General features: G+C 58.7%; 38 protein-coding genes. 25 read left to right on the top strand and 13 right to left on the bottom strand.

Annotation, left to right across the window (positions count from 1 at the left end; genetic code table 11):
• From Q1B13_RS24235 to Q1B13_RS24205, 7 genes are all read left to right on the top strand, one after another.
• A partial coding sequence (locus Q1B13_RS24235; RefSeq protein ID WP_299800639.1) for a hypothetical protein occupies nt 1-435 on the top strand: 435 nt, incomplete at its 5' end.
• A gap of 2 nt (nt 436-437) precedes the next feature.
• Nucleotides 438-914 (top strand): hypothetical protein, encoded by a 477-nt coding sequence (locus Q1B13_RS24230; protein ID WP_299085091.1) that lies wholly within the window; start codon nt 438-440, stop codon nt 912-914.
• Nucleotides 902-1126, top strand: a complete 225-nt coding sequence (locus Q1B13_RS24225; RefSeq protein WP_299085094.1) for a hypothetical protein — start codon at nt 902-904, stop codon at nt 1124-1126. Before Q1B13_RS24230 ends, Q1B13_RS24225 begins: the two co-directional genes overlap by 13 nt.
• Nucleotides 1119-1349 carry a hypothetical protein gene (locus tag Q1B13_RS24220; protein ID WP_299085097.1) on the top strand — a complete coding sequence of 77 codons (231 nt, stop codon included), beginning with the start codon at nt 1119-1121 and terminating at the stop codon, nt 1347-1349. Before Q1B13_RS24225 ends, Q1B13_RS24220 begins: the two co-directional genes overlap by 8 nt.
• Nucleotides 1346-2008 carry an N-acetylmuramoyl-L-alanine amidase gene (locus tag Q1B13_RS24215; RefSeq protein ID WP_299085100.1) on the top strand — a complete coding sequence of 221 codons (663 nt, stop codon included), beginning with the start codon at nt 1346-1348 and terminating at the stop codon, nt 2006-2008. Before Q1B13_RS24220 ends, Q1B13_RS24215 begins: the two co-directional genes overlap by 4 nt.
• Complete coding sequence (locus Q1B13_RS24210) at nt 2008-2340, top strand: hypothetical protein (RefSeq protein ID WP_299085103.1); 333 nt, start codon at nt 2008-2010, stop codon at nt 2338-2340. The genes Q1B13_RS24215 and Q1B13_RS24210 overlap by 1 nt, the downstream gene beginning before the upstream one ends.
• A gap of 544 nt (nt 2341-2884) precedes the next feature.
• Nucleotides 2885-3664 (top strand): replication initiation protein, encoded by a 780-nt coding sequence (locus Q1B13_RS24205; protein WP_299800636.1) that lies wholly within the window; start codon nt 2885-2887, stop codon nt 3662-3664.
• Nucleotides 3665-3732: 68 nt separating this feature from the next.
• Here Q1B13_RS24205 and Q1B13_RS24200 read toward each other — a convergent pair whose 3' ends face one another.
• The 4 genes from Q1B13_RS24200 to Q1B13_RS24185 all read right to left on the bottom strand — a co-directional run bounded on the left by Q1B13_RS24200 (nt 3733) and on the right by Q1B13_RS24185 (nt 6251).
• Nucleotides 3733-3963: a hypothetical protein gene (locus tag Q1B13_RS24200; protein WP_299085108.1), complete on the bottom strand. Its 231-nt coding sequence runs from the start codon at nt 3961-3963 to the stop codon at nt 3733-3735.
• Between the two features lie 3 nt (nt 3964-3966).
• A complete protein-coding gene (locus Q1B13_RS24195) occupies nt 3967-4599 on the bottom strand; it encodes a ParA family protein (protein WP_299085111.1) in 633 nt (210 codons plus the stop codon).
• Between the two features lie 119 nt (nt 4600-4718).
• Nucleotides 4719-5876, bottom strand: coding sequence for a hypothetical protein (locus tag Q1B13_RS24190; RefSeq protein WP_299085114.1), 1158 nt, complete (start codon nt 5874-5876; stop codon nt 4719-4721).
• A 24-nt stretch (nt 5877-5900) separates the two neighbouring features.
• Nucleotides 5901-6251 (bottom strand): helix-turn-helix transcriptional regulator, encoded by a 351-nt coding sequence (locus tag Q1B13_RS24185; protein WP_299085117.1) that lies wholly within the window; start codon nt 6249-6251, stop codon nt 5901-5903.
• A 129-nt stretch (nt 6252-6380) separates the two neighbouring features.
• Between Q1B13_RS24185 and Q1B13_RS24180 the strand changes: the two genes are divergently transcribed.
• From Q1B13_RS24180 to Q1B13_RS24155, 6 genes are read left to right on the top strand one after another with little or no spacing between them, the layout of a single operon-like run.
• Complete coding sequence (locus tag Q1B13_RS24180) at nt 6381-6617, top strand: hypothetical protein (protein ID WP_299085120.1); 237 nt, start codon at nt 6381-6383, stop codon at nt 6615-6617.
• 2 nt (nt 6618-6619) lie between these two features.
• Complete coding sequence (locus Q1B13_RS24175) at nt 6620-7738, top strand: hypothetical protein (RefSeq protein ID WP_299085123.1); 1119 nt, start codon at nt 6620-6622, stop codon at nt 7736-7738.
• Nucleotides 7725-9677 (top strand): hypothetical protein, encoded by a 1953-nt coding sequence (locus tag Q1B13_RS24170; protein ID WP_299085125.1) that lies wholly within the window; start codon nt 7725-7727, stop codon nt 9675-9677. Before Q1B13_RS24175 ends, Q1B13_RS24170 begins: the two co-directional genes overlap by 14 nt.
• Entirely contained in the window at nt 9667-9948 is a 282-nt protein-coding gene (locus tag Q1B13_RS24165; RefSeq protein WP_299085128.1) for a hypothetical protein, read from the top strand. The genes Q1B13_RS24170 and Q1B13_RS24165 overlap by 11 nt, the downstream gene beginning before the upstream one ends.
• Nucleotides 9948-10121 (top strand): hypothetical protein, encoded by a 174-nt coding sequence (locus Q1B13_RS24160; RefSeq protein ID WP_299085131.1) that lies wholly within the window; start codon nt 9948-9950, stop codon nt 10119-10121. The genes Q1B13_RS24165 and Q1B13_RS24160 overlap by 1 nt, the downstream gene beginning before the upstream one ends.
• A complete protein-coding gene (locus Q1B13_RS24155; protein ID WP_299085134.1) occupies nt 10121-10447 on the top strand; it encodes a hypothetical protein in 327 nt (108 codons plus the stop codon). The genes Q1B13_RS24160 and Q1B13_RS24155 overlap by 1 nt, the downstream gene beginning before the upstream one ends.
• Before the next feature lie 9 nt (nt 10448-10456).
• Here the strand turns inward: Q1B13_RS24155 and Q1B13_RS24150 are convergent, their stop codons facing one another.
• The 9 genes from Q1B13_RS24150 to Q1B13_RS24110 form a co-directional block, all read right to left on the bottom strand.
• The gene (locus Q1B13_RS24150) at nt 10457-10780 is read right to left on the bottom strand and encodes a hypothetical protein (protein WP_299800631.1); all 324 of its coding nucleotides are present in this window, start codon (nt 10778-10780) and stop codon (nt 10457-10459) included.
• Nucleotides 10756-10998, bottom strand: a complete 243-nt coding sequence (locus tag Q1B13_RS24145; RefSeq protein ID WP_299085140.1) for a hypothetical protein — start codon at nt 10996-10998, stop codon at nt 10756-10758. Before Q1B13_RS24145 ends, Q1B13_RS24150 begins: the two co-directional genes overlap by 25 nt.
• A gap of 102 nt (nt 10999-11100) precedes the next feature.
• A complete protein-coding gene (locus tag Q1B13_RS24140) occupies nt 11101-11355 on the bottom strand; it encodes a hypothetical protein (RefSeq protein WP_299085143.1) in 255 nt (84 codons plus the stop codon).
• An 11-nt stretch (nt 11356-11366) separates the two neighbouring features.
• Nucleotides 11367-11663 (bottom strand): hypothetical protein, encoded by a 297-nt coding sequence (locus Q1B13_RS24135; RefSeq protein ID WP_299085146.1) that lies wholly within the window; start codon nt 11661-11663, stop codon nt 11367-11369.
• A 150-nt stretch (nt 11664-11813) separates the two neighbouring features.
• Nucleotides 11814-13526 (bottom strand): ParB/RepB/Spo0J family partition protein, encoded by a 1713-nt coding sequence (locus Q1B13_RS24130; RefSeq protein ID WP_299085148.1) that lies wholly within the window; start codon nt 13524-13526, stop codon nt 11814-11816.
• A 97-nt stretch (nt 13527-13623) separates the two neighbouring features.
• The gene (locus Q1B13_RS24125) at nt 13624-13926 is read right to left on the bottom strand and encodes a hypothetical protein (protein WP_299085150.1); all 303 of its coding nucleotides are present in this window, start codon (nt 13924-13926) and stop codon (nt 13624-13626) included.
• Between the two features lie 16 nt (nt 13927-13942).
• Nucleotides 13943-14809, bottom strand: coding sequence for a zincin-like metallopeptidase domain-containing protein (locus tag Q1B13_RS24120; RefSeq protein WP_299085152.1), 867 nt, complete (start codon nt 14807-14809; stop codon nt 13943-13945).
• Nucleotides 14810-14903: 94 nt separating this feature from the next.
• Nucleotides 14904-15134 (bottom strand): hypothetical protein, encoded by a 231-nt coding sequence (locus Q1B13_RS24115; protein WP_299085153.1) that lies wholly within the window; start codon nt 15132-15134, stop codon nt 14904-14906.
• Nucleotides 15135-15198: 64 nt separating this feature from the next.
• Nucleotides 15199-15378, bottom strand: a complete 180-nt coding sequence (locus tag Q1B13_RS24110; RefSeq protein ID WP_299085156.1) for a hypothetical protein — start codon at nt 15376-15378, stop codon at nt 15199-15201.
• Nucleotides 15379-16010: 632 nt separating this feature from the next.
• Between Q1B13_RS24110 and Q1B13_RS24105 the strand changes: the two genes are divergently transcribed.
• The 12 genes from Q1B13_RS24105 to Q1B13_RS24050 all read left to right on the top strand — a co-directional run bounded on the left by Q1B13_RS24105 (nt 16011) and on the right by Q1B13_RS24050 (nt 23675).
• Nucleotides 16011-16580, top strand: coding sequence for a hypothetical protein (locus Q1B13_RS24105; RefSeq protein ID WP_299085159.1), 570 nt, complete (start codon nt 16011-16013; stop codon nt 16578-16580).
• A 301-nt stretch (nt 16581-16881) separates the two neighbouring features.
• The gene (locus tag Q1B13_RS24100; RefSeq protein WP_299085161.1) at nt 16882-18393 is read left to right on the top strand and encodes a hypothetical protein; all 1512 of its coding nucleotides are present in this window, start codon (nt 16882-16884) and stop codon (nt 18391-18393) included.
• On the top strand, nt 18390-18905 hold the full coding sequence (locus Q1B13_RS24095; RefSeq protein ID WP_299085164.1) for a hypothetical protein: 516 nt from the start codon (nt 18390-18392) through the stop codon (nt 18903-18905). Before Q1B13_RS24100 ends, Q1B13_RS24095 begins: the two co-directional genes overlap by 4 nt.
• Nucleotides 18902-19423 carry a hypothetical protein gene (locus Q1B13_RS24090; protein WP_299085166.1) on the top strand — a complete coding sequence of 174 codons (522 nt, stop codon included), beginning with the start codon at nt 18902-18904 and terminating at the stop codon, nt 19421-19423. The genes Q1B13_RS24095 and Q1B13_RS24090 overlap by 4 nt, the downstream gene beginning before the upstream one ends.
• Nucleotides 19424-19717, top strand: a complete 294-nt coding sequence (locus tag Q1B13_RS24085) for a DUF2158 domain-containing protein (RefSeq protein ID WP_299085171.1) — start codon at nt 19424-19426, stop codon at nt 19715-19717.
• Nucleotides 19718-19731: 14 nt separating this feature from the next.
• Nucleotides 19732-19971, top strand: coding sequence for a hypothetical protein (locus Q1B13_RS24080; RefSeq protein ID WP_299085173.1), 240 nt, complete (start codon nt 19732-19734; stop codon nt 19969-19971).
• A 1-nt stretch (nt 19972) separates the two neighbouring features.
• Complete coding sequence (locus Q1B13_RS24075; protein ID WP_299085176.1) at nt 19973-21595, top strand: portal protein; 1623 nt, start codon at nt 19973-19975, stop codon at nt 21593-21595.
• The gene (locus Q1B13_RS24070; RefSeq protein WP_299085179.1) at nt 21592-21744 is read left to right on the top strand and encodes a hypothetical protein; all 153 of its coding nucleotides are present in this window, start codon (nt 21592-21594) and stop codon (nt 21742-21744) included. The genes Q1B13_RS24075 and Q1B13_RS24070 overlap by 4 nt, the downstream gene beginning before the upstream one ends.
• A 20-nt stretch (nt 21745-21764) precedes the next feature.
• Nucleotides 21765-22265: a DUF2829 domain-containing protein gene (locus Q1B13_RS24065; protein ID WP_299085182.1), complete on the top strand. Its 501-nt coding sequence runs from the start codon at nt 21765-21767 to the stop codon at nt 22263-22265.
• Nucleotides 22265-22432 carry a hypothetical protein gene (locus Q1B13_RS24060; RefSeq protein WP_299085185.1) on the top strand — a complete coding sequence of 56 codons (168 nt, stop codon included), beginning with the start codon at nt 22265-22267 and terminating at the stop codon, nt 22430-22432. The genes Q1B13_RS24065 and Q1B13_RS24060 overlap by 1 nt, the downstream gene beginning before the upstream one ends.
• Nucleotides 22429-22722, top strand: a complete 294-nt coding sequence (locus Q1B13_RS24055) for a hypothetical protein (protein ID WP_299085188.1) — start codon at nt 22429-22431, stop codon at nt 22720-22722. The genes Q1B13_RS24060 and Q1B13_RS24055 overlap by 4 nt, the downstream gene beginning before the upstream one ends.
• Nucleotides 22719-23675 carry a hypothetical protein gene (locus Q1B13_RS24050; RefSeq protein WP_299800625.1) on the top strand — a complete coding sequence of 319 codons (957 nt, stop codon included), beginning with the start codon at nt 22719-22721 and terminating at the stop codon, nt 23673-23675. Before Q1B13_RS24055 ends, Q1B13_RS24050 begins: the two co-directional genes overlap by 4 nt.
• Nucleotides 23676-23743: the final 68 nt, after the last annotated feature.

The raw sequence follows: 23743 nt of genomic DNA, 5'->3' as shown, positions 1-23743 counted from the left end.
TTTGTCTTTGAAAATGCCTTGCCCGAACTTAGTGGGGAAACTCTGCGCGCGAGAACTTCAAACGACGGTGGTATCAGCTACGAAGACGGGCTCCAGTACAGAACGACTGCCGATACTAATGCCGTCGAACGCGAAACCTCGTGGTCGCTTACCGTCTCCAAGGTTCGCGGGCAAAATACTCCATTTTCGCCGTTCGGCGACATCTTGCCCAGTGGGATTAGCGGCACATTTGAATTGTTCGACCCTGGGCGCGACGTCCGCGGTTTTGCGAGAACCTTCGTATCCTACCATCAGAACTCGTCGGTGTCTCCGCTGCAGCACGGAGTTCTTTCGCATGATATCGTGAACCCTTTGCCCATAAACGGCATCCGTTTCTACATGACCGCGACGGCTTGGCACTCTGGATCTCTCCGTGTGTTTGGAAAGAAGAGGTAGCTATGGACCAGTACAAAATGGTCAACGGGAAACGTTCTCTCATGACGCCCGCCGAAGTTGCGGCATTTGATGTAAGCACCGCAGAAGAGCGGTTGCCGAAGCCAAAGGACGTCAACCGGGAGCGAGACAAACGCATTATCGAAGGCTCGGAATTTTCTGTCGAAGGCGTTGACGAACCAATCCCTGTCTCGGGCGACCTTCAGACAATGATCAATCACCTTGGCCTGTCGGTTGGAATTATCATCGAAACACTACTGTCTGACCCGGCAATCAAAAGCGCGCTGCAAGACGCACCCGCTACAATCCAGTATCGGTGCAACGACAACATGATACGTCTCGTGACGCCGTACCAAATGCTGATGTTGCAGTTAGCGGGCGGTCAGTTTGTTGGTGGCGTCTTCGGGAAGTCGTGGGATCTGAAAGACAACCCGTCCGGGATCCCGGCAGACTATGCGGAGGACCAGCATTGGCCCGCATAAAGCGCATCCTGTCTGATCTGTTTTCGATCCTCTCCCGTCGCATCTGGTGGGAGAGGATGAACACCTTCTTGGATCGGGGGCGAAACCGCGCCGATCTCATGCACGTGGCAGTGCCTCTGACGTTGGCTGTTGTCATGGCCCCGACGAGTTTTGGCGGAGCATTGCTGTTCCTGCTGGTCTGGGGATTGGTTCGGGTGCTTGGATATGGCTGAAGGCCGCAATTTTTCGTGGCTTCGCGTCGTTGCCGTCATCGCGATCATCGCTTTGTTCACCGCAGATTACGCTTTCGACCTGATGGCAAAGGCACCGCCCTGGTGGGCCTATGCCGTTTGCGGCCTGTTGGCGCTTGGCATCGAGGAGAAGGCTGTTGGGCGCCTGGTCATGCAGATCATCCGGGCTGTTGCAAAAGTTCCCCAAGATGAGGACAGAAAATGAGACTCACAACACGTGACAAGCAGGCCCGATGCGCCGCTCTGGGCTTTCACCCCGGCCCTATCGATGGTGCGCGCGGGAAGCGCACGAACGCCGCCTTACGTGCCGCAATGGCCCACTGTGGTGTGGATAACGTGATACAGCTGTTCCATCCATCGGGGCTGCACCGCATCCATTGGCATTGGACGGCCGGGGCCGTTGGGATCATTGACGTTGAGCGCGACAGCTATAACGAATTGATCGATCATGACGCCAAGGTGTACGAGGGCACGTTTCCACCTATTGCACAGGCGACTTACAAGTTCCGTGAGGCGGCTTCACATACAAAGAACTGCAATACCGGCGCAATCGGTTTGGCTGTTGACTGCATGGCAGAAGCAAACGAGAGCCCGTTCTATGCCGGCACCGCTCCCATGACTCCAAGGCAACTTGATCGTCTGGCTGAACGTACTGCGTACTATTGCCAGATGTATAGCATTCCAGTGTCGCGTTATTCGACGCTGAGTCATGCGGAAATCCAGCCGACGCTGGGTGTGCGGCAACGCTGGAAATGGGACATTACTTGGCTGCCCGGTATGGAGCGACCCGGTGATCCGATCGAGGTTGGCGATCGCCTTCGTGAAATGGTGCGCAGGTACATGGACCTGCCTATGGCGGCCTGATGTTCGGCGGTTTCCCTGCCGTTCTGCGGTATCTGCCGACGCTGGCGATAGCCGGGGCAGTTCTCTTTGCATTTTGGTGGCTGCTCGATCTTGTCCAGGACAACGCGGATCTTCAACATACTATCGAGCTAGAGAAGAGATCTCGTCACGCGGCAGAACTCGCGCTTCAACAAGCCGAAGATGCGCTTGCGGTTCACAGGATTTATCTCGACCAGTCCGAGGATCGGGAGGCCCAGTACCGCGCTTTGATTTCAGAGCTTGGTCAGATGGAGGGGTATGATGCACCGCTTTCTTCTTTTCTCAGTAATGCTGTTGACCGCCTGTGGCCTTAGGCTGCCTCCTGGTGAGCTCCCTACCCCACTGGTTCCTGATGATCTTCTGCGGGGCTGTGAGGGTTACTTGGGGCCTAAGCCAAAATCAGAGGGTCAAGTGATGGCTGCGGCTGCAGCTGAGAAGAACGGTCGGCTATGCGCCAATGCAAAGCTAGATACTGTGCGCCAAATTCTCCTCGTAGAGTAGACACGATCTGACTTATCCACAGGCCTTTCCTTATTCTATATATTCTGATTCAATATTCAGGAGCCGCAAAGCACTGAAAAGTATAGGATAAATCTGTTAACTATTACCTTTGGGGCAACTCACGATTACCTTTGGGGCGGTTATCTATTACCTTTGGGGCGGTTAAGAATTACCTTTGGGGCGGTTTTGCGATCCATTGTGGTAGTGATTCGGTAGTGACACTATCTCTTGATAGTACCCCCATTTTACTATTACTTATGAGCATAGATCGAGGTAATAATAACTGATCGAGCAGCCATGAACCGCCCCAAAGGTAATAGTTTTAGAACGCTTGACGTTCCGCAGAACCCACATGACATGGTTAAGCCGGCTGAGCTGATCGAGGTGCAAGGCGCATCCAGCCTGTCTCTGTCGGATCGTCGCCTGTTTAATATTCTGCTTCGAAATGCATTTGGTCCGGACCTTGCCAGTGAAGCCAAGGAGTTTCAGATTCCGTTGTCTGATCTTCGCGGGACACATGACAACAACGATCGATTGATCGGCTCTATCGAGGCGTTGATGAAAACCGTTGTCTATATCCGTAAGCCGGATGGCTCAACGGACCGGGCGCAGCTGCTGGGTGACAACAACCTCACGGATCCCAACCGCCCACGTGGCGTGTTGACCTACACCTTCCCTGCCCGCCTGGCTGCAGCGTTGGCGGACAGCACGGTTTATGCCAGGCTCGAATTGGAGATCCTGCACGCTTTCACATCCAAGTACGCTTTGGCTCTCTATGAGGCTGTGGCGCGGCGTGTCCGGCTGTCGCATATGACCATGGAGGTGTTTGAGCTTGACGCGTTTCGCGAGCTTTTGGGCGTTGAGGAAGGTAAGCTGGGGGTGTTTGGCAATCTGAACCGCAAGGCAATTGCCCCTGCCCTGGTTGAAGTCAATGCGCTCGCGCCCTTTGGTGTTGTAGCGCAGCCGCGCCGAACCGGCCGGCGCGTGACACATGTGTGCATCAGCTGGTGGGACAAGGATGTGAATGCGCGCAAGGAAGCCTATCAGGAACTGAAGCGCCCAAAGGTCGGCAGGCGTGCCAGGCTGAACGGTACGGCTGAGGATGTGGCACCCAGTGCGGATTTGTTTGAACACTAGAAATAAAGCAAAAAAGAATGCCAGCAATCTTTATTGCTGGCATTACAGAAATAAAGAATTACAGAATGCTAGATTTCTCCCGCCTCTGCGCGTAACAGGTCTATCGCCTGTTCAAGCAATTCCTTCTGTGACTTGCCAGTGCTGGCGGCCAGCAATCGGAGATAGCGCGCATGGCCGCTATTGATCCTGTTGCTTAGCTGGGTGGTGTCGCCTTCTTTCGAGGCGTCAAACATCTTGACGGATTTTTTCTCACCGCGCGCTGGCGGCTGAATGTCCCCTACTGTTGTACGCTTGGCCATGTCTTAGTCTCCGGCAGTTAAAAGCTGGCTGATCTCTACGGCCAGCTGGTGGGCTTCTTGGTTGATGCCTTTGTGAGTGGTTTCCGATGCAGCAAGGCCCGCCATATGGGCTTGCCTGATCACCTGCAGTTCCCGCAGTTCTGAATCTAGGGCGTTTACCCGGGCGCGTCTAAGATAGTTGCGCACGCCTTCGCCTTCTTTCTTGCTGCCTTTGAGGCGGCAGAGAGCAATCCGGATTTTGTCCGGATCCACGCCGGCCTCTTCCAGTTCATAGGCAACCTTGACTTGTGGTTCTAAGTCATCGGTGCTGTAGCCGGATGGGATCAGGATAAGGTTGGAGTGGCGGGCCATAGTGATACCACCTTTCTCCGCATGGGCGGGGCCGTCCAGGATCGTGAGGTCATACCGGTCGGAATCCTTCACGGCTTTCTCCACCGACCTGTACCGCATGACGTCCACCTCGGGGCTGGCTTCGGCTTGTTGGCGTTTGTGGTGCCATGTGGTTGAAGTGCCTTGTGCCGCATCGAGGTCCGCAATCAAAGTGGACCAACCTGCACGGGCCATTTCGACAGCCATCAGGCGTGCCAGTGTCGATTTACCGACACCGCCTTTCTGACTGATGCATGAAATTATCATTGTTCGCCTCGTTGAAGTTACAAGTGAAATCTAGATTTCTATAATTCCAGCAATCTAGCAAGCTGTAAAAACAGAAATAAAGAAATAAAGAAATCCAGATTTACTGCATGGTGCGCTGGTCATAAGGCTATAGCAATGCTCTCCGCTACTCGGTCAAGGCTTGGCGTTTTCACCATGTCCATCTTGATAATTGCTTGATCGGCAAGCAGCTGGTGGCGCGGCAGGTAGGTTTCGAGGATCTTCATGCCTTCCTCAATTGAGTGGCCGGACACCGAACATATCTGTGGAACGGTTGCGCCGGCCTGCGCCGCCCACACCATACCAGTCCGGCGCAGGTCGCGCGCCTGCAGGTCGCCTTGATAGACATGCTCGTTCACGTTGGGGTCTGCGCCGATAAGTGAAGGCAGTTCTTTGGCGGCAAGTTCGCGCGCGCGGGACCAGGCGCGGTTAAAGGCGCGCTCATGCCAAGCGCGGCCGGTGCGCTCAGAGCGAAAGAGTGGGGCAGGGTCGTTAGGGATGTCACCGAGGCGATCCACAATAAGGCTGTGCAGGCGGAACGTCAGCGGCCGTTTCGTTTTCGACTGGATCAGCGAGAGCTGGCCACCCCGCGCATTCGTGGTTATCAGGCTCCGGACGTCGCCAATCCGCTGCATGGTGCCAGCGGTTGTGATGGAGATTGCCGAGATTGACGGTAGCTGCAGGCTGTCCAGCGCCTTGACCATGGCCCAGAGTTCATCGCGCGTGCCAATTCTCTGGCGGCTTTCCCGCGCCGGCATATCAACATCGGTTGCCGGATTGCTTGCCATCTTCTTTTCCCTGACCGCCCAGGAGAACGCGACTTTGACAGAGCTGACGTGCTCGATCGCATCGGCAACGCTGGCTTTGGACAGATCACGATACCAAGTCTGCATACGTAAGGTGGTCAGCTGCAGGGCGTTGAAGTGGCCGATGTCCTTGCGGGCCCGGCGGTAGTACCGTTTGCGATCTGATTGGGTGCGGGCGGACTTCTGCTTGAATTCGTCGCTGGCCTCAAAATCATCTAGCACACTGGCGATGGTGTCGGGACGGGATCGATCGGCATCGCTGGTTTCGATATGTTCATCGGCCTTGGCGTTGAGGGCGTCGGCTTGGTTAAGCGCGTCGATCGACAACAGCCCAAGCGGAACGCCTTTGAAACCGGCGCGGCGCAGGGAGGCCGAAGGTTCCCAGTAGATACGACTGCCCTTGAGGGAGACGCGCGGCGTGTGCCGCGCGCGGTGTTCAATACTTCTGGTCATGGCTGTGCCTCGTGTGGGGCGGGGTTAGTTCGCATTAACCTGGTTTGATTTGCTTAGTTGGCTTGCCATCATCTGAGCGGTTGCGAAAAGGATCTCTCTGTTTTCAGGCGACATTGTGCGGTAGGCAACCAACAACTGAATTTCCTGTTCGTTTTCTCCGGCCGGTTGCGGTGTCAGTGCAAGGGCAGGATATAAGGCGGCCGGCAGACAGTTCAGTGCCTTTGCCAGTTTCGTAGCGTGTGCTGGCGTCAGGGTAACCTTGTCCCGTTCCAGCTTTGAGATGAGTTGTTGGGAGAAGCCGACCTTTTCGGCTAAGTCCAACTGCGTCAAACCACTGGCCAGCCTTTGCTGTTTCAGGGGGTTTGCCTTGCTCATAATTAATCCTTTCCTCCAAGACCTCCAAACCCCCTTACTACAATTAGTAGTAACAAACAACTGTTGAGCTTATCCTTAGAAAATGCGATCCACTACTAAATACTACTAAAAGTATTAGGAGAGGAGTATATGAAGTTGAACGAATGGGCGGAGGCGAACGGTCTGTCAGATCGGCAAGTTGCGGATCTGATGACAGGGGCGATTCAGCGCGACGATCCCGAAGCAAAGCCAGTGAGCGTTCCCGTTGTGCAGCGATACCGCACCACTGACATGATCCCAAGCAAGATCCGGATGCAGGCGATTTACAAGATTACGGACGGGTGGGTGACCGCCAATGACTTCTTTGACCTGGAAACTGTGGGCTGAGAATGGGTAGCCGCAAGAGACCAATCAGGCCGGATCCCGATTGGAAACGCCGGCAGGAAGAAGACAAGCGCATCATCATCGACCGGCTGAACGATCGTGTTGAGGATCTTGCCGAGCGGTTGTTGCCTGAAGGCCGGCGCGAGGGGCACGACTGGCGGGCGGGTTCCAGCGGGGGGCAATCCATCAGACTGACCGGGCCAAAGCGGGGCGTCTATACCGACTTTCGCCAGTCCGATAAGGGTACGGACTTGCTTGGAGCTATCCAGCACATCTTATGCAACGGCTCGTTTCGCGAAGCGATCAGCTGGGCCCGGGGGTATCTCGGGATGGACAGCATGACGGACCAGGAACGCGAGCTTGAGGCGAAGCGGGCCGAAGAGCGACGCGAGCAGCAAGAGCGACAGGCTGAGGAACTGGACGCCAAGCGGCGCCGGCAGGCATCAGGGGTCTGGCACAGCGCAAAGCCAATCAAGGGTACAATGGCTGAGACTTATCTGCAGGGCAGGGCCATTGACCTTGACCGCTTGGCGCGTGTGCCAGGCGCTCTGCGGTTTTCCTCTGAGGTCTGGTGTCGTGAGCGCAAGGGAGAGTACCCGGCAATGGTGGCGTCCCTCTGGCGTCTCGGAGATCCGCACCTGGTCGCAACACACCGAACGTATCTTGCCCGATCATCCGATGGGCGCGTGATAAAGGCCCCGATCGAGGCGGCGCGCTCGACGCTGGGCAGCTGGCCCGGCGCGATCATTCCCATTCAACGCGGTGAATCGGATGCCCGCTGGAAGGACATCGAAGAGGGGGATCTGGTCGCCTTTGGTGAGGGCATCGAGGAAGGCTTGTCCGTTGCCTTGGTCAAACCTGACTGGCGCGTTGGCGCTGTCGGTTACTCCGGCAACTTCGCCCGGATCGAATTGCCTGTTTGGTGTCACGTCATGCTGTGCGTGAACAACGACCCGCCGGGATCCAAGGCCCATGCCGAAATTTACGGGGATCCCGAGACGGGCAGGGCGGGCGCCATCGAGGCGCTGACAAACAAAGGGCATGTGGTGCGCGCGCTGCGGCCGCCCGCTGAATTTGCAGACTGGAACGATTTATTGCAGGGGAAAACACGTGGCCGACACTGACTTTGCTGAGGGGGAGGCCGCGGTTGCAGCCGCGTTGGACGCCGAGATTGAAAAGCCACAAGCTCCGATCGCGGCCCCGGATCCCCGCCCGCGAGCACCGGGTGCAGCTGAGGGCGGAATTATCATTCGCGGTGGCGTGCCGGAAATCAAACAACTGCCGCCTGATGCGCCGGTGATAGCCCTGGGCACATCCGGAAACCGGCTCTACTTCCTCGATGCGCATAAGCAATTGCGGGAGCTGGCGGCTAAGGACGTAAGCCGGGCCATGATCCTGCATTTGTTCGGCAGCGAAACCAACTGGCTCTACGAGCTCTGGCCCACCTTCAAAAAGATTGAGGACGGTGTTGCAGCCGTGAACGGCTGGGACGGAACCAAGGCGCAGGAAAGCTTGATGAAAGCGTGTGCTAGGCGCGGGCTCTGGAACCCGGTGGATCATGTGCGAGGCCGCGGTGCCTGGCAACAGACCGACGGTGCTTTGATCATCCATTCCGGTAACGCTTTGCACCTGTCAGATGGCAGCCAGCGCACCGCCGGCATGGTTGGCAATTACATCTACCCGGCCGCGGTGCGTTCGTTGGAGCCGGCACCGCCCAAGAAAAAGGATGCGCTTGATGGGAAGTCGGCCGCGGCCGAGCTCCTGACGCTGTTGGAAAGCTGGGTTTGGGCCCGTGAGTTTGACGCGCGCCTGCTGTTGGGTTGGATCGCGGCATCGATGGTGGCCGGTGCGCTGCGTGTTCGCCCGTTGGTCTGGGTGACGGGCGAGAAGGGCACGGGAAAGTCCTCACTGGTGGGTGAGGACGGTGTTATCCATCACGTGTTTGGTTCGGGGATCCTGATGACCGCCAACACCACGGCGGCGGGCCTGTATCAGAAGATCGGCTATGACAGTCTGCCGGTTGCGATCGATGAGATTGAAGCCAAGCGAGGAAACCAGAAAACCGAAGCTGTGATCGAGCTTGCGCGCCAGGCGTATTCCGGCGGCATGGTGTTGCGAGGCGGGGCGGATCATGAGGGCAAAGAGTTTCGCGCCATGTGCCCGGTGCTGTTTGGATCGATCCTAATCCCGCCGCTGATGCCGCAGGATCTGTCTCGCCTGGCGTTGCTGAACCTGCTTGAGTTTCACGAAGATGCAAAGGAACCAGAGATAAACAAGGCGCGCCTGGGTGAGGTCGGCCGGGCGATGCTGCGCCGATTCCTGGATCAATGGGGCGCATGGCCGGAACGGCGTGGTGCCTGGTTCGATTACCTGCGCAGCCTTGGCCATGATGCCCGTGCGTCCAACCAGTTCGGAACCCTGCTGGCCGCAGCTGACCTGATGCTTTGCGACAGCGTGCCGGATGAGGATGAAATGGCCGCAATCGCAGGCGGTATGTCACCGGTCAACCTGAAGGAAACCCAGACCCAAAGCACAAATGCTGCCCGATGTGTCGGCTATGCGATGTCCCGCCCGATTCCGTCGATGCGTGGCGGCGAAACCATGATGGTGTCCGAGCTGGTCACGTGTGCGATCCGCCGCTACGGGGGTGAGATGGAGAACCCGACCAAGCCGCTTGATGCAGTGCGGTATCTGGAGCGATCGGGGGTTTCGGTGTTCGGCCAGAAGCGCGATGGCACTACCGTTAAGCTGACCAAGACACCCAAGCTGGCGATCTACGACCTGAAGGAACTGTTGGACAGAGAGCCAGGCGATGTTGAGGGCGTGTTTATTGGCTTCGCTCCCGATGGTGAGGGTGTCCTGGAACTGTTCCGCGGATCTGACTGGGAAGGTGTGCCCGGTGCGCATAACCCATATGTCCAGGCGCTTGAGCGCGTAACCGGCGCATTCAAGTCAATGAAACCGGTGAGGTTGGGCGGGCGCACTTGCCGCCCGATCCTGATCCCGATTGATCAATGTATCGAAGTCCCGAGCGAAAAGGAGGCGAACACCGATGGCCCGTAACTGGACGGATGAAGAATGCAAGGCGCGACTTGCGGCCATGACCCGGCCCCAGCGGTTGATTTTGAAGCGCGCTTACAGCGCCTATGAGGCAAGACCGTTGCAGATGGAAGGGCCGCACATGGCAAGGGCCGGTAGGGAATGCGCCGAAATTGGCTATTGCAAATGGGTTGAGGGCAGGCGGGGCAGGGGCGTTGTGCTGACACCGCAGGGCCATACGCTTGCGGTCTATCTGATGGTCAGGGACTGGCCGGATTGTGAGAGGGTGGCGTGATGCTCAAGGTGATTTGGCGGTTCTTGGCTAAGAGAAACACGGCAACAGGGGCCGTTTGCCTTGGCATGGCTGGCGCGGCTGCGCTCGGTACGGGCTATTGGGCGGCTTTCTTCGCCTTCATGTTTCTGGCCTTTGCCTTCGACCTGGTTGCGGCACTGTTAGGGGATGAGTGATGGGCGTTCACGTCTGTTTGTACCGTGAGGTTAAGCGCCGCACCGGGCGCAAGCGCAACCGGGTTGAAGTCACCAGTGAACCTCATCTGGATTGGGATGACATGCGCTATGACGGTGATCGAGAATTGAGCCGCATCCTGCAGGGCGTCGGCTCGATCCGCCGTAATCATGGCGACCCTGAAAACTATGTGTTCTGGGAGCGGCCGGCTGATGTTGAGGCGCTGCGCGCTGCCCTGCTTGCTGAGTTCCCGGGTAACGCGCAGCGGTGGAATCAGCTTTGCGACATCCTCACCGATCCGGACTGGTGGATTTATTTCAGCTATTGAGCAGGTGAGTTAGTCCCGTACCCCGTCAAAGAACTGGGGCCGTGCCCTGTGTTCGGCTTCCTCAAACTGATCTGCGAACAGCGGAAACTTTTTTTCCAGCTTGCGACGTAGGCGCTTCTTGCGCGCCGATGCCAACCCCTCTTGCGACAGGCGGCGGATAGGTTCGTAATTTGGATACCACCCGATACAGACTTCGCCGGGTATCCAATACCGTTCAACCTCTTCCGCTGTCCCGGTGGCTATCACGGTGCCCTTGCAGGGTCTCTTGCATGGGCCCAGCTGGATTGCGGCGTAGTATCCCCCGGCCATCAGTCCCGCCACCGTGCGGGCCACTGCTTTTGTGGGGTTCCCACTAGAAATTCGGACACCGCTTCGAGCGCAGTTGACGGGTGATCCGCCCGCCCTTTGGGGGGTGAAAACATGCGGTTGACGTTCTGCCGCTTCAGGTCCAGCGCGCGTGTGACCTTAGCTTGCCACTGATTGCCCAAGGCAGCTTGAAAATTGGCAGCAACCCGGGCGCGCTGTGCGGCGCGTTCTTCTGGTGTATCCATTGCCGTTGTTAGTCCTTTGGTGTAAAACTCGTGCGTCCTCTTGTGGGGCACCGGGGGGTGGTCGGTTCGCAAAACTTAGGCTGCTCCCCAACTATCCCCCTGTCAGTCATCATCAGGTTTCCAGTGCGTCGGTGTTGGCGCAAGTTTTTCGCCGCCCTCGGACAGCCACCATGGCTTGCCTGAGTTGACAACATATCCGCGTATCGGGGTGCCATCATCGCTTTCGACGGTGTGCGGTTTGCCGACACCCCAAAATGTCCGGTAGAGCGGGCGAAACTCTCCGCCCGGTTCCCGGTTGTGCGTTGCTTCAATAACGGTTCCGTCTTTAGGTGCCGTATCGATCGATTCCAGTTTCATGTTACGTGCTCCTAACTGTCATCGAATAGCTCGGGATCGAGGTCGGGGAAATAGTCTGATGCTTCCCCATGTCCGACCGGTGAGCCAGCTTGCGTGATGAGTTTACCCAATCGTTCCCGCTTTTGGGGATCGATATTGGCCGCGTGCAGATCATCCAGTGGCACTATTGCCCGATAAACCCTCGCGCTCCCTGCTTTACGTTCCACCCCGTAGGCCACGCCCATGCCAGGCAAGGCTGTTCGGAGGCTGAGATTGACAAGCGGGGCTTGAACGCCAATGCACATAATTTCTGTATCATCGTCTGGCATTTGCCCGGTCCTCTTGTGTGTGGCGCCGGGGTTCGCAGTCCGACGCAAGACACGTAGCGATGCAGTTTGCTTTAATTCCAGCAATCCAGATTTAAAGATTACTTGGCGGGAATGAAGGATCGGGCGGGCTTTAGGCCCGCCCGCGCTTCATCATTCAGCGGCCATCGGCAGCGTTCCGCCCACCTCGGCGTCAGCGTCCAGCCCTTGGAAGTAATGGGGCACCCAGCGGGCCTTCATGGCGCGCGCGACCAGATCGCCCTTGCTTTCGTTCATAGCGCTGGCGGTTTCGGCCTCGTCCAGTTGCAGAACGTGCTTGCACAGATCGGCTTTGCTCATGCGGTTGAGATAGGCTTGCCGATCCTCGGCGTCCCACTGGTCATGCATGTTGACGCCAACCCGCTGACCGACACGAACGGCCTCGGCCTTTGGCTCCGGTTTGGGGTGGTTCTGATAGTCATTTGCACCCGCGCGCGCCAAGCCACTGACCACTGCCGCAAAAAGCTGTTTCTTGGCCTCGGGTTCCATGCCCGCAATCACGGCCCATGCATCCGTCCAGTCCTTGGGCAGCTTGGCAAGTTCATCCTCAAGTATCGGGTGAACGTCCACATATCCCATGCGGGGCAGGATCGCGTCAGTGTGCATCTTGCTTGCCGCGTTGTTCAGCAACGTGACCAGCATCAGATCAAAGGCCGCGTCATAGTCCATGGCAAGCTGGCACTGCAGTGCGTGGGTCAGCGCGTTGCCGCAATCCTCGTTCATGGCGCGGCTGGGGGCCTTGGGCAGCGTCTCGGGGTCAATCTCAGGCTCTTGTGTGCCTGCGCTGTCTTCGACCTCGCTTTCGTCCCCTGTCTCGTCGTCAGCACCGCCACGCTCTGCGGCTTCCCATGCGTCATAGTCATCGACCCGAACCAAGGGGCCTTTTTCGCTGAGTTCGCCACGCCAGTCGATTTCCAGCGTGAAACCGACAGGCACGGGCGCATCTTCGGGCGTTTCCCATTCGTAGCAATCCACGCGCGGACGCCCATCAAGGGAGTATTCCACCCAATCCGCGCCAGTTTCGGCCATGAGTGCGTCGCGCCGTTCTTGCATCTTGCTTTCGGCCATTGACCGGATCAGCGCCCCGTCAACCTTGCGTTCGCCTTCTGCGGTGAACAGGTCACCCGTGATCTTGCCGCCCGCCTCGGTGTAGGCGTCCAGTCCGACGAACCTGACCAGCTTTGCGCCTTCGGTCATTGGCGCGCGTGAATGGCCTGCGGCTTTGCGCATTGCGGCTTTGATCTGAGCCGGATTTGCGTAGCCGTAGCGCTCAAAGTGGGCGAGTTGCGCGCTGCGGTCCGTAGTTTCGGCGTAGGCTACGGCCTCACCAATGCTGATTTCATCCTCGGCCAGCGCCTTGCGGATCGGCAGGGCGAGACGTTCAAGGCGCAGGGTTTGGGCCACTTCCTTTTCAGTCAGACCAAAGCGGGCCGCAATATCCGCCCCGGACATGCCCTTGCGTCCGAATTGTGCCAAAACGCGCATCCGGTCCAGTGGGTGCATGGGCAGCTGTCCGTCATTCTCGGCAAAGCTGATTGCGCGCCGGTCGGTTTCGCTGGCGCTCTTGGGGATCACGCGGCAGGGCACCGGACCGGACCATTGGTCGCGCTCTGCCAGAAGGCGGATAGCTGCAAGGCGGCGCTGGCCTGCATCGACGCCATAACCTGCGTCCACCTTGTAGACGGTGAGCGGCTGGATAAGGCCGTTGCTGGCAATGTCTGCCGCCAGTTTTTCGATTGCCTTGCCTCTGCCTACTCCGCGCACGTTCACGTTCGAGGCGTCCAGTTTCTCAAGGTCGATGGCTTGGTTTTTCAGTTCGATAGTCATTTGTCTTTCCTCTTGTGGTGGCGGGGTTCGCAATCCGCCGGGTTGTCATGCGCTGGCGCATGGGATGGGGGCCACAGTGCAGCCCCGCACCGATGCGTCAAACCGGCACGCCTTTGCCTCTGAGGTAGTCGCGGGCCTGCTGCGCGGTTTTGACATAGTGCCCCCATGACCAACTGCCGGGCGAAACGGGCGCCCATGTTGCGACCACATAGCGGGGGGAGTCCCGGCCCCGGTCAATGGCGACCCAGAGCGCGCCCGTTGCACCCGGAAATTCGCGCGGATAGGCACATAGAACGATGTGACCGTTAATGAATTTTGGGCGCATCACATCGGTATTCTTGGGGTGGGAGTTCAGATCGATCAGGCCCTTTATGGCCTGCTGTTCGGCTGCGTCCGTCATGGCGGGTTCCTCCTGATCACGCTGCAAGGCTGTTGCCCTGAGAACTGGCTTTCAGGATGAAGTCGGCGGCTTGCTGAGCCTTAGCGGCGGCGCGGAATATGTATTTCTTGTCGTTCCGCAACGCCTGTAGCCATGACTTGATATAGGCCGCGCTGCGGTCGGTGTCCCTTACTCCGCCTGCCTGTGCAGTGACGAAACAGGCCCCGAGTTCGGCAATCAGTTCTTCAAAGGCATAATCCTGATCCCGTTCGACAGAGGGGAAGCGGTCAAGGCGGCGCTTGTGGCCGGTCCAGTGGCAAAGTTCATGTGCAAGAGTGCCGTAAAAGCCGTGCGCGGTTTCAAACTGCTGCACATGGGGTATGTAGATTGCATCCTGCGCGGGCACGTAGCGCGGCTGGGTGCCATCGATCCGGACGATTGCGCCGACCGAGTTGTAAAATGCCTCAAGCTCGGGGATCGGGCGCGCGCCGGTGTCGATTTCCTTGACCGGATCATAGGCCAGATCATCGGGCAACCCGTCGATCTGCTGGACGTTGAACACGGCGTAGCGCTTGAGATAGCGGCCCGTCTGGGTCTCGCCAGCGTCGTTTTCGCGCTCATAGGTGCCATACTTCACAATAGTTGTGCCGCGTTCGCCCTTGCGGACCTGCCCGCCTAGCTTCGCGGCCTGCTGGTAGGTCATCCAGCGATTTACCCCGTACCCCCGCTTGGCGGCGTGCGTCCACAGGATCAGCACGTTAACGCCGCGATAGGTTTCTCCATTGGCACGGGTGGGCAGATCGAGGCGGGCGCCGCCGGACCAGTCCGGGGACCACGGCGCGGTGCCGTTTTCCATAGCCGCAATGATTTCGTCCGTTATCTCGCGTTCAATGTCGCGTTTCATGGTTCTTTCCTCTTGTGGTGGCGGGGTTCGCAATCCGCCGTTAGTCATGCTGGCGCATGGGATGGGGGCCGCAGCGCGGCCCCACACCGATGGGTCAGCCTTCGTCAACCAGATCAAGGCGGCGCTTGATCCGTTCCAAGTCCCGTTGCATCTGTGCTATCGCGCCGTCCTGTGCGACTTCCGACTGCATAAACCCGGCCATATGTGATTTGATCGCGCGCAGGTCTGCTTTCACGTCCGTAATGTCGCCGTGCATGTCGCTCAGCTTGGTCTGCACCTTTTTCAGATGCTCCAGTAGCAATTCGTTTGTTGCATCGTCTGCCATTGATGATCCTTTCTGTTCGCGCCATTGGCGCATGTTTCGACGGTTTCTGTCCAGTCCTTTGCGGTTAGCTGATCAGCCAGAGAAACCCCATCACCGCGTGCCGGGACACGTCGCCGTGTTTGTTAGCGGTGGCGATGGTTTCGCCTGTGTTGCTCGAAACGATTGCACCCTGCTCTTTGTGGGCGGGCACATCGTGGCGGCTCAACTCGTCCAGCGCGGCGCTTAACGGCATGTCATGCTTCATTCGAAAAGTCCTCTTTGTGTGCGGCGGGGTTCGCAGTCCGCCTTGGCTTGTGGGTCGGGGGTTCGCAGTCCCGATGCACCATGACATAATCCAATGGATTACAAACGTCAAGAGGGACGCGCAACATTTTCTCAGGCGGCAGGGGCTGGGGATCGGGCGCGCCGAAATTTCCTCTTCCCCGCACCCCTTCTTGCTGCTACGCATCGGGCTAAGGCCGAGGTGTCGCGGGGCGGAAATCGTCACAACGTCACAAAGACCCGCGCGCAACGTAACAGCGCTAAGGCCATGAATTTACAGGATAAATAGGAAACCGTTACGGCGTTACGCTGTCACTTGGCGCGCACCCGTGATCTTGCACGCGCGCGCATGTAAGTTGTTGTTGTTACGTTGTGACATTGTGATGGATATTTTCTTTCTATTTGTTTTCAGTTGGTTAGCTATGTTACGGGGTCGTTACATGGCCCGGTTGCTTGTGACGTTTCGGTAAACACTTCGTGAAATCAGCGCCTTAATCCCTCACAACCGTCTACTACCAAAAGTAGTTGCAAAGGCGTGATGGTTGCCTTTAGCCTTGGGGCAACCCGCGCTGTGTCGTGGGTGCTGAGGACAATAAAATAATAGGTGTTTATTCGGTGTCTGGACCTTCCGACACAACCGGGCTTTCGGCTGGCTTTGCTGCGGCGATGGACGTCGCGCCCAGCCAGTCTAATGACGTTGAGCAAGGCTCGCTGTTCGGTCGCCTGCCCGCTGATCCGCAGGGCGTGGGCGATCTGACAGAGGAAGACCGCGACCTGCGGCGCGGGCGTGGGCGTCCACCCGGAGCGAAGAACCGCAGCACGGACGAATGGGCGCGGTTCCTCCTCACGCGCTACCGCTCACCGCTGATCGGCATGGCAGAGATTGCCCAGGCATCGCCCGAAGACCTGCAAGTCGAGCTTGGCGGCGCGGAGCAGTGCTCGCTGGTCGATGCGCTGCGGATCATCCAGCAGGCGCAGCGTGATCTGGCACCATACCTGCACCAGAAGCAGCCGACCGCCATCGACACGGGCGGGCGCGGCCTGTTTCAGGTGATCATCGGGGATGTCGGAACCGGTGATGACGCCTCGGGCGTCACAATCCGGGCCATTGGGGAAAGCGAGGAAAATCAAGGGGTTACGCTTGAGCATGAATCGATGTCGGAAGAAGGATGTCGGAAAGAATGATGCAAGCCTCTGTTATCACTCACAAAATCGGTTACCTGTCCGCGCTTTCCCCAAGCGCGGACACCAGCGCGAAACGGTTCGCCTCTGACCGTCACGCGCAGGGTGGGGGGGTAGAACCACAAAAATGCCCCCCCCACCCCCTTCGCCGAAAAGCATCTCCGCCCCCTGTGAGACAAGAATTGGGCGCTGGAATTTTGCTCCACTGGGGGGGTGGGGGGTTTAGACATAGCGGGGTCCGGGGATGTTAGAGGTCATTTCCCGCCGCAGGTTCACCAAGCCTGGTCCGGTTGGAGCGGCGTTCATGAACTCAAGTGCGCGTATTGCGGGCATCATGGGGCCCCAGGGCGGCGGCAAAACCACGGTTATCGCCAACCGGATTTTGATGAAGGCCGCGATGCAGCCGCCCAGCCCAATCGACGGAATCGCGCGTTATCGCTGCATTGTCTGGATGCGCACCTATCGAGAGCTTTGGGCTAAGGTCATTCCTGACTGGCTGGAATGGATCCCAAAAAATGACAAAGCGTTCCAGATCAAGTGGACCGGAGGCGTTGATAATCCGGCTGAGCACAGTTTCATGTTCGAGGCGGTGCACAAGGGCAAGGCGCACAAGGTCAAGTGCGAGGTTTGGTTTCGCGCGGTCGGCGATCAAACGCCAATCGAGGCGGCAAAGGGCCTTCACCCCACAGATGCATGGCTGCCAGAGGCCACCTCGGCGACAGTGGAAATGCGCAAGGCGATGTTTGGCCGCTTGGGCCGCTACCCGGCGGTAGAGCATGGCGGGGCACCTAACCGGCAAATGTTCTGTGACTGGAATGCCGGCGATCCCTACAGCTGGACCACAGAGTATTTCATCACCGAGCGCCCGCTTGGTGTGGACGAAGACGGACGGCCAATGGTCGAATTCTTCCGCCAGCCAGGCGGGCGGGACGCTGCAGCCGAAAACACGCACAACCTGCCGCGAAACTACTACAACGACCAGATTGCAGCCAACGCCGATGACCCAGACTGGATCCGGCGCATGGTTGATAACGAGATTGGGTTCATGCGCGACGGCAAGCCCGTCTACGAGGATTTCAGCGACAAGGATCACGTGTCCGACGCTGAGCTGGTCCCATGGAAAGGCGTGCCGCTGATCATCGCGGCTGACGGCGGTCTGACCCCTGCCGCCGTCATCATGCAGCGCAACTATCTGGGCGAGTGGCAGTGTCTCGAAGAGGTTGTCATGGCGCGCGGCGGGCCCGAGGATTTCGGCGAACTGCTGAAAGTGCGCCTGGACAGCCCCCGGTATCGTGGCCTGCCGCTTACCAAAGAGGCGTATTCGGACCCGGCAACCGAAAATGCGCTCGAAAGCAGCGAGAAGGACACCGAAACCAACCAGCTGAAAAGCTGGCAGGACATCATGAAGCGGGTAACCAAGCTGATTTGGAAGTCTTCGCGCTGCGGCAATGACCTGGTGATCCGCACGGGGTCGGTGACCCACATGCTGAAGCGGCGCGTTCAGGGCCGTGTGGCGTTCCGCATCTGCCGCAAACATTGCCCGACGCTGATCAAGGGGCTCGCCCGCGATTACAAATACGAAAAGGTCGCGTCGGTCTCCCAGCACGGCATCACCTACAAGGAAAAGCCCAACAAGGGCACCGCCTCCCACGTTTGCAACGCCCTTGAATACGCAGCCGCCAATGGCGGTGAGCAGGATCTCGTGCGGGGTAAGGAAACCCGCGAGCAACGCCTGGCGAAAGCCCGTGCCGAACGTGAGCGTCGCGGGCCGCCCAAACCCTATGACCCACTAAGCAGCTATCGGAGGCGCGCGTGACTGTCGTGACGCAAGAATGGACGCACAGCCTGACGTGTATGCAGCAAACGGTGTTGCTGACTGCGATCCGGGGCCCCGATGGCGTTGCAAAGTACCATCCGTGCAAGTTCCTCGTCCGTTGGTTTCGGCGTTGCGTCCTTTTGGGTGCTTTGGATCATAACGTTTTTGAAAATCCGTATGATCCCGGGGGTGGTTCTTTCACGGGGCCTAGCTACGAATGGCCACCCGGATTGGATCACGACTGGACCGAGAAAATGAACTCCGTCGTGGCAGGCTATCTTCAAAGCCTGGACGAACTCCCCCACCACTTTCAACTGCACCTGATGCACGCCGCTGAAATCATCGGTTACAAGCATCCTGATCCCAAAATCCGGGGGTGGTGGCATTGGCTTTACTTAGAGCTTGTCAAGGATATGCATCTGTCCCCCGAGACCGAGGCGGAGCTAGATTATCGTCTTGGCGATAGCGAGGCGCAGTGGCGGGAGACGAGCTCCGAGGCCACGCAATCATGACCGTCTCTTTCACCCCCATAAGTCCGTGGACCGGGCAGATGCGCGCCGATGTGCTGGCGGTCGCGTCCAGTCTGGCGGAACTGGACCGGGCAGAGATTTTCGGCCTGCGTCCGGACTGGCACACTCCGGCCGATCTGACTGCTGATGTGGCGACGCTGATCGCGTCGGGGCTATTGCTGGACGGGTTTGTTGCTTATCGCCAGCCCGCCCGCGACCTCATGGCCGAGCCATTTGCTGTTGCGTTGGCCTTTCGCAGTGCCCTGCCCCATGTCGCCGAACTCGCGCTGTTCGGAGCCAAGGGGCACGAGCGCGCGATACCGGCTGTCTACAACCATCTGGACGCGCGCAGGCACAGCTTTGGCGCGAAACACGGGATCCGCCTGGCTCAGCTGCCGGTTCTGAAAGATCACCGCGCCGCGCGCCGCATGATCAAGCGATTGGGTGGCGCCGAAGCCTTTGACTATGGCCCGATCGGCAAAGATGGCGCGTCCTATATTCACGTTATTTGGAGATTTTGAATGTCCATCCCTCACAAAAAACCAACGATCCGGATCCGCAGCTTGCCGAAGGACCTAGAACCGCCAGTCAAGTCTGATGGGTTTGCCACCTGCGCCGACGCTGCGGCGGCCAACCCGTTCAAAGAGGGGGATGTGGTGCAGCTGAAGTCCGGTGGCACCTCCATGACGGTTCTGAGTCAGGGCTGTTGTGGTGACATCGAAGTCGCGTGGTTCAGCCGAAACGATGAACTGAATTTGGAGTGTTTCTCGCCCGCTGTGCTCCGCCCGTGCCGAGAAGACGAATTTCCTTTCTGAGCAGGAGTTGAGCCATGGGCGGAGTGTTCTCCAGACCAAAACTACCACAACAACCACAAACACCACCGAAAACCATCGTTCAACAGGCCCCACCGCCGACGATCGATGACGACGCGGTGCGCCGAGCAGGCGAGGATGAGGCCCGGCGTCAGGCCGCGCGGCGCGACAGCGCGGACACCGTGTTGACGTCCCAATCCAACATCCGGCGCCGCGGTGGGCTGGCCTCTGTATATCGCTCGACGATCGGGGGCTGACATGAACAACGACATGGCCGATCCCGAAGTCAAAAAGGCGATCCATCGCGCGCAACAGCGCAAGCTGCTGCGTGAGCCGGTAGTGGCGCGGCGGCAGGAATTGTCGGAACTCATGCGCCCGTTGCGCGACGATTGGGAGCAGGAAACCGAAGGTCGGCCGCGCGGTGTGCGGCGCTATGACGGAACGGCCGTCATGGCGCTGGATCAGGCCGGGGCTTCAATCTATTCGATGCTGACAGGCTCCGATAACGTTTGGGCGCCTATCGATTTTGAAGAAGAGTTTCGGCGCCAAGACACCGACGCACTCGCCTGGATGAACCGGGCAAACGAAATCGTGTTCCGTTCGCTGGATCCAGCCAAGGATAATTTCTACAACGACGCGCCAGAGGTGATCCTGGATGCAATCGGCTTGGGCGACGGCGTGTTTTACAGCTCCCGCGCAGCCGGGTCGGAACTGTTTCACTCGAAGGCTATTCCTTGGCGTGAATCGGTTTTCGATATCGGCAATTTCGGCGAGGTCACACATTTCGATCGCTGGTATCGCGAGCCGCTTTGGAACGTGGCGGAACTGTTCGGCGAAGACGCCTTGCCTGAAAAGACGCGCAAGTTGCTGGATACGAACCCAAACGAGAAGTTCGACCTTCTGCACACCAGCTATCCTAACCGGGGCAGCAACCGCATCAGCTCGGTTCACAAATTCGTCTCGCTTTACGTCCTGATGGAGAGCTCACACGCGCTCAACTGGGGCGGTTACCGAGACATGCCCTATCACGTGTGCCGCTGGGGCGCCGGGTCAGGTGAAACCTACGGTCTCGGACGAGGCGTGTTCGCCCTGCCGGACGCGCAGGTTGTCAACGAAATGTCGCGCACGTCGCTGACAGCTGCCCAAAAGGTGGCAGAGCCAGCCATGGGTGCAAGCGACGTGCTGGCCGGGCTGGTCAGCCTTGATCCAAACGCGCTGAACTTTGGCGCATTGGATGAGAGGGGTAACCAGCTGGTCAAGCCGATCCATACCGGCGCTGATGTGGGCATCACACTGGAAATGCAGGATCAGAGGCGGCTGGCCATCAAAGATGCGTTCTACCACACGGTGCTCAGCATGGTTGGATCGCCTACGCCATCCGTTGTCGAGATCCTGAAGAACGACGAGCGCCGCGATCAGTCGATGGGCCCGAACCTGAGCCGGGTCACTTCCGAGTTTCTGGGGCCGTTCATTCTGGGCCGGTACCGGGAACTGCTGCGGGCAGGCCGCATTCCTCCCGCGCCGCCCATGGCGGCCGGGGCCAAGCTGAAAGTCCGGTTCGTTTCCCCGCTGGCCAAGGCCCACAAGGCCCAGGCCGCGCAGGCCACACTCAATACCGTGCGCGGTGCGAACGAAATCGCCGCAGTCGATCCAAGGGCCCGTTACACGATCAACGGCCCCCGGGCTGTGCGCCGTGTTCACGAAGGCTTGGGCGCGCCCGACGACATTCTGAACACGCCGGAAGAGATCGAGCAGCTGCAGGCCGCCGAGCAAGAGCAAATGGAGGCCGCGCAGGGTCTTGATGTGGCGGAACGCGGATCGCGCGCCGTTGAAAGCCTCGCCCGCGCCGAAGCGGCCGCCGCCCAGGGAGGACAGGGATGATCCAGATCGATCCAGAGGCGGTCTTATTGCTGGCCGCATTTGCCATGGCCTTCGGCATCGCCACGATCCGCCACATCAACGACATCTTGACGATCACCTACCACGCCAAGGGGCTGGGTGATCCGTTCTGTGTTGCCACCGAAACCTGACCAACCAAAGGAGCAGTACCATGGATCAGACCTACTATGGCACCAAGAAAGTCAAAGCCACGCCCATGACGCGCGGGCGATACAACGACTATCGCGGCTGGGATTTGCCGGATGATGAGCGCGCCACCGAAGAGGGCTATCTTGTCGAGTACCTGGACGGCGGCAAGGGCAACCATCCGGATCACACCGGGTACATCACCTGGTCCCCGAAAACCGCGTTCGATCCGGCTTACACGCCGATTGACTGCATGAATTTCGGACATGCTCTGCAGGCAATCAAGGAAGGCAAGCGCCTCGCCCGTAAAGGCTGGAACGGCAAGGATATGTTTGTCTTTCTGGTGTCCGGGTCGCATTTCAAGGTGAACCGTGAGCCGCTGTTGTCGATTCTTGGCGAAGGGACCGGCGTGGATTACCGGCCTCACATCGATCTCAAACAACCCGATGGCTCAATCGGTGTCTGGCAACCGTCCATGGGCGATGTCATGGCCGATGACTGGTACATCGTGGAAGGCGGTGCGTGATGGACGGCGGCCAGACACCGAACCCGCACAACATGATGGCCCTGCAGCGCATCCTGCGGATGCGGGAAGCCGCGATCGAGGGTGCGGTTACCCGCGCGTGCTTTGAGGAACCCGGCGCACGGGCCCAGCTGATGGGTTCCACAGCAATTGAACGGGTGCCGCGATGACCGGCACCCCGAAAGGCGCAAAGTGGCTCATCAAGGACACCTTGAATTGCGACGATGAGACTGCAGAAGCCGTGCGCCTAAACCTCGCTGGCGTGCTGGACCATCGGCCCACGCGCGCCTTTCTGGCGATTGCCTGGCATCTCGCCAACACAACCCACCCGGTCAAAGGCAGCCGTGATCAGACGCTGATCAACGAAGGCAAGCGCATGGCCGGGCTGTTTCTGGTCCAGTGCGCAGAGGCTGGGCTGGATCTGAACCTTTACGCCGTACCCAAGGAGAATGACCCATGAACCGTTTTCAGCTTTTCAATCCCTTCCTTATCCTCAACGCAATGATCTGTTTTGAAGAACCTGACGCCGGCGGCGGTGCTGGCGGAACGGATGACAACACGCCCCCGGCCGGGAACGAGCCCCCGCCGGCCGGCGGGGGTGATAACCCTTATGCCTGGTTCGCCGAGGACATCAGCGACGAAGAAAAGGAGTACCTGGACAACAAGAAGTTCGACAACCCGCGCAAGGTTCTGAAATCCCTGCGTGCGGCTGAAGGCATGATCCGGGGCGACAAGATCTCCGGCCCGCCCGATGATCCGGAAAAGCACGCAAACTGGCTGAAGGAAAGCGGTCTTGCAAAGCGTCTGGGTGTTCCGGAGAATCCGGAGGATTACGGGATCGAGCGACCCGATTTCGGCGAAGACACCGAGGGTCTGATTCAGTACGATGATGACCGGCACAATCGCGTGATGGGCAGCCTGCACGAAATGAACCTGACGCCGGCGCAGGTCAAGGGCGTGTTGGACCTCTATGCGCAGGAGACCGGCAACGACGCGCGGGCGTTCAGCCAGGAAGCGGTTCACGACGAGGCGAATATGACGTCCACCCTGCAGAGGGACTGGGGCAACGATTACGACCAGAACCTGAAAGCCGCTCTTGAAGTCGGTGCGGAAAGCGGCCTGGACGAAGCCAAGATTGAGGCGCTGCGGGTGGGTAAAGTGGCCGGTTCCCTTGAGCTCACCAAGATTTTGTTCGAGCTGGCAGAGGTACGCGGAAACGACACGCTTAAAGGCGGTGGCCGCGGTGGTCTTGAGTCAACGTCACGAGAGCAGGCGCAAAAGGAACTGAATGACTTCCAGTCGCGCAATGCTAAGGCATTGACTCAGCACGATCATCCGGAACATGAGACTGCCTTTGCCGAGTTCCAACGCCTTAAAAAGCGGGCCGGACGGGGGGCTGTTGGTCGCGAGTGAAATCTGTGGACAACTTCTCTCATAGGTTGACATGGCGTCAGCTTCCAATACTAATTCTAGTACAGAAA

This window comes from uncultured Ruegeria sp. (assembly GCF_947489545.1).
GTDB lineage: Bacteria > Pseudomonadota > Alphaproteobacteria > Rhodobacterales > Rhodobacteraceae > Ruegeria.
The sequence above is the reverse complement of the archived record's forward strand: the minus strand, read 5'-3'. Positions and strand labels throughout refer to the sequence as shown.

Excerpts from the sequence above, each read along its gene's own strand:
- Q1B13_RS24120 (WP_299085152.1), bottom strand. The coding sequence starts at position 14,809 with ATGAAACGCGACATTGAACGCGAGATAACGGACGAAATCATTGCGGCT.
- Q1B13_RS24195 (WP_299085111.1), bottom strand. The coding sequence starts at position 4,599 with ATGATAATTTCATGCATCAGTCAGAAAGGCGGTGTCGGTAAATCGACA.
- Q1B13_RS24110 (WP_299085156.1), bottom strand. The coding sequence starts at position 15,378 with ATGAAGCATGACATGCCGTTAAGCGCCGCGCTGGACGAGTTGAGCCGC.
- Q1B13_RS24205 (WP_299800636.1), top strand. The coding sequence starts at position 2,885 with ATGGTTAAGCCGGCTGAGCTGATCGAGGTGCAAGGCGCATCCAGCCTG.
- Q1B13_RS24230 (WP_299085091.1), top strand. The coding sequence starts at position 438 with ATGGACCAGTACAAAATGGTCAACGGGAAACGTTCTCTCATGACGCCC.
- Q1B13_RS24155 (WP_299085134.1), top strand. The coding sequence starts at position 10,121 with ATGGGCGTTCACGTCTGTTTGTACCGTGAGGTTAAGCGCCGCACCGGG.
- Q1B13_RS24070 (WP_299085179.1), top strand. The coding sequence starts at position 21,592 with ATGATCCAGATCGATCCAGAGGCGGTCTTATTGCTGGCCGCATTTGCC.
- Q1B13_RS24210 (WP_299085103.1), top strand. The coding sequence starts at position 2,008 with ATGTTCGGCGGTTTCCCTGCCGTTCTGCGGTATCTGCCGACGCTGGCG.
- Q1B13_RS24080 (WP_299085173.1), top strand. The coding sequence starts at position 19,732 with ATGGGCGGAGTGTTCTCCAGACCAAAACTACCACAACAACCACAAACA.
- Q1B13_RS24140 (WP_299085143.1), bottom strand. The coding sequence starts at position 11,355 with ATGAAACTGGAATCGATCGATACGGCACCTAAAGACGGAACCGTTATT.
- Q1B13_RS24215 (WP_299085100.1), top strand. The coding sequence starts at position 1,346 with ATGAGACTCACAACACGTGACAAGCAGGCCCGATGCGCCGCTCTGGGC.
- Q1B13_RS24100 (WP_299085161.1), top strand. The coding sequence starts at position 16,882 with ATGAACTCAAGTGCGCGTATTGCGGGCATCATGGGGCCCCAGGGCGGC.
- Q1B13_RS24145 (WP_299085140.1), bottom strand. The coding sequence starts at position 10,998 with ATGGATACACCAGAAGAACGCGCCGCACAGCGCGCCCGGGTTGCTGCC.
- Q1B13_RS24115 (WP_299085153.1), bottom strand. The coding sequence starts at position 15,134 with ATGGCAGACGATGCAACAAACGAATTGCTACTGGAGCATCTGAAAAAG.
- Q1B13_RS24125 (WP_299085150.1), bottom strand. The coding sequence starts at position 13,926 with ATGACGGACGCAGCCGAACAGCAGGCCATAAAGGGCCTGATCGATCTG.
- Q1B13_RS24050 (WP_299800625.1), top strand. The coding sequence starts at position 22,719 with ATGAACCGTTTTCAGCTTTTCAATCCCTTCCTTATCCTCAACGCAATG.
- Q1B13_RS24220 (WP_299085097.1), top strand. The coding sequence starts at position 1,119 with ATGGCTGAAGGCCGCAATTTTTCGTGGCTTCGCGTCGTTGCCGTCATC.
- Q1B13_RS24060 (WP_299085185.1), top strand. The coding sequence starts at position 22,265 with ATGGACGGCGGCCAGACACCGAACCCGCACAACATGATGGCCCTGCAG.
- Q1B13_RS24185 (WP_299085117.1), bottom strand. The coding sequence starts at position 6,251 with ATGAGCAAGGCAAACCCCCTGAAACAGCAAAGGCTGGCCAGTGGTTTG.
- Q1B13_RS24130 (WP_299085148.1), bottom strand. The coding sequence starts at position 13,526 with ATGACTATCGAACTGAAAAACCAAGCCATCGACCTTGAGAAACTGGAC.
- Q1B13_RS24190 (WP_299085114.1), bottom strand. The coding sequence starts at position 5,876 with ATGACCAGAAGTATTGAACACCGCGCGCGGCACACGCCGCGCGTCTCC.
- Q1B13_RS24135 (WP_299085146.1), bottom strand. The coding sequence starts at position 11,663 with ATGCCAGACGATGATACAGAAATTATGTGCATTGGCGTTCAAGCCCCG.
- Q1B13_RS24065 (WP_299085182.1), top strand. The coding sequence starts at position 21,765 with ATGGATCAGACCTACTATGGCACCAAGAAAGTCAAAGCCACGCCCATG.
- Q1B13_RS24085 (WP_299085171.1), top strand. The coding sequence starts at position 19,424 with ATGTCCATCCCTCACAAAAAACCAACGATCCGGATCCGCAGCTTGCCG.
- Q1B13_RS24180 (WP_299085120.1), top strand. The coding sequence starts at position 6,381 with ATGAAGTTGAACGAATGGGCGGAGGCGAACGGTCTGTCAGATCGGCAA.
- Q1B13_RS24055 (WP_299085188.1), top strand. The coding sequence starts at position 22,429 with ATGACCGGCACCCCGAAAGGCGCAAAGTGGCTCATCAAGGACACCTTG.
- Q1B13_RS24090 (WP_299085166.1), top strand. The coding sequence starts at position 18,902 with ATGACCGTCTCTTTCACCCCCATAAGTCCGTGGACCGGGCAGATGCGC.
- Q1B13_RS24175 (WP_299085123.1), top strand. The coding sequence starts at position 6,620 with ATGGGTAGCCGCAAGAGACCAATCAGGCCGGATCCCGATTGGAAACGC.
- Q1B13_RS24200 (WP_299085108.1), bottom strand. The coding sequence starts at position 3,963 with ATGGCCAAGCGTACAACAGTAGGGGACATTCAGCCGCCAGCGCGCGGT.
- Q1B13_RS24165 (WP_299085128.1), top strand. The coding sequence starts at position 9,667 with ATGGCCCGTAACTGGACGGATGAAGAATGCAAGGCGCGACTTGCGGCC.
- Q1B13_RS24160 (WP_299085131.1), top strand. The coding sequence starts at position 9,948 with ATGCTCAAGGTGATTTGGCGGTTCTTGGCTAAGAGAAACACGGCAACA.
- Q1B13_RS24075 (WP_299085176.1), top strand. The coding sequence starts at position 19,973 with ATGAACAACGACATGGCCGATCCCGAAGTCAAAAAGGCGATCCATCGC.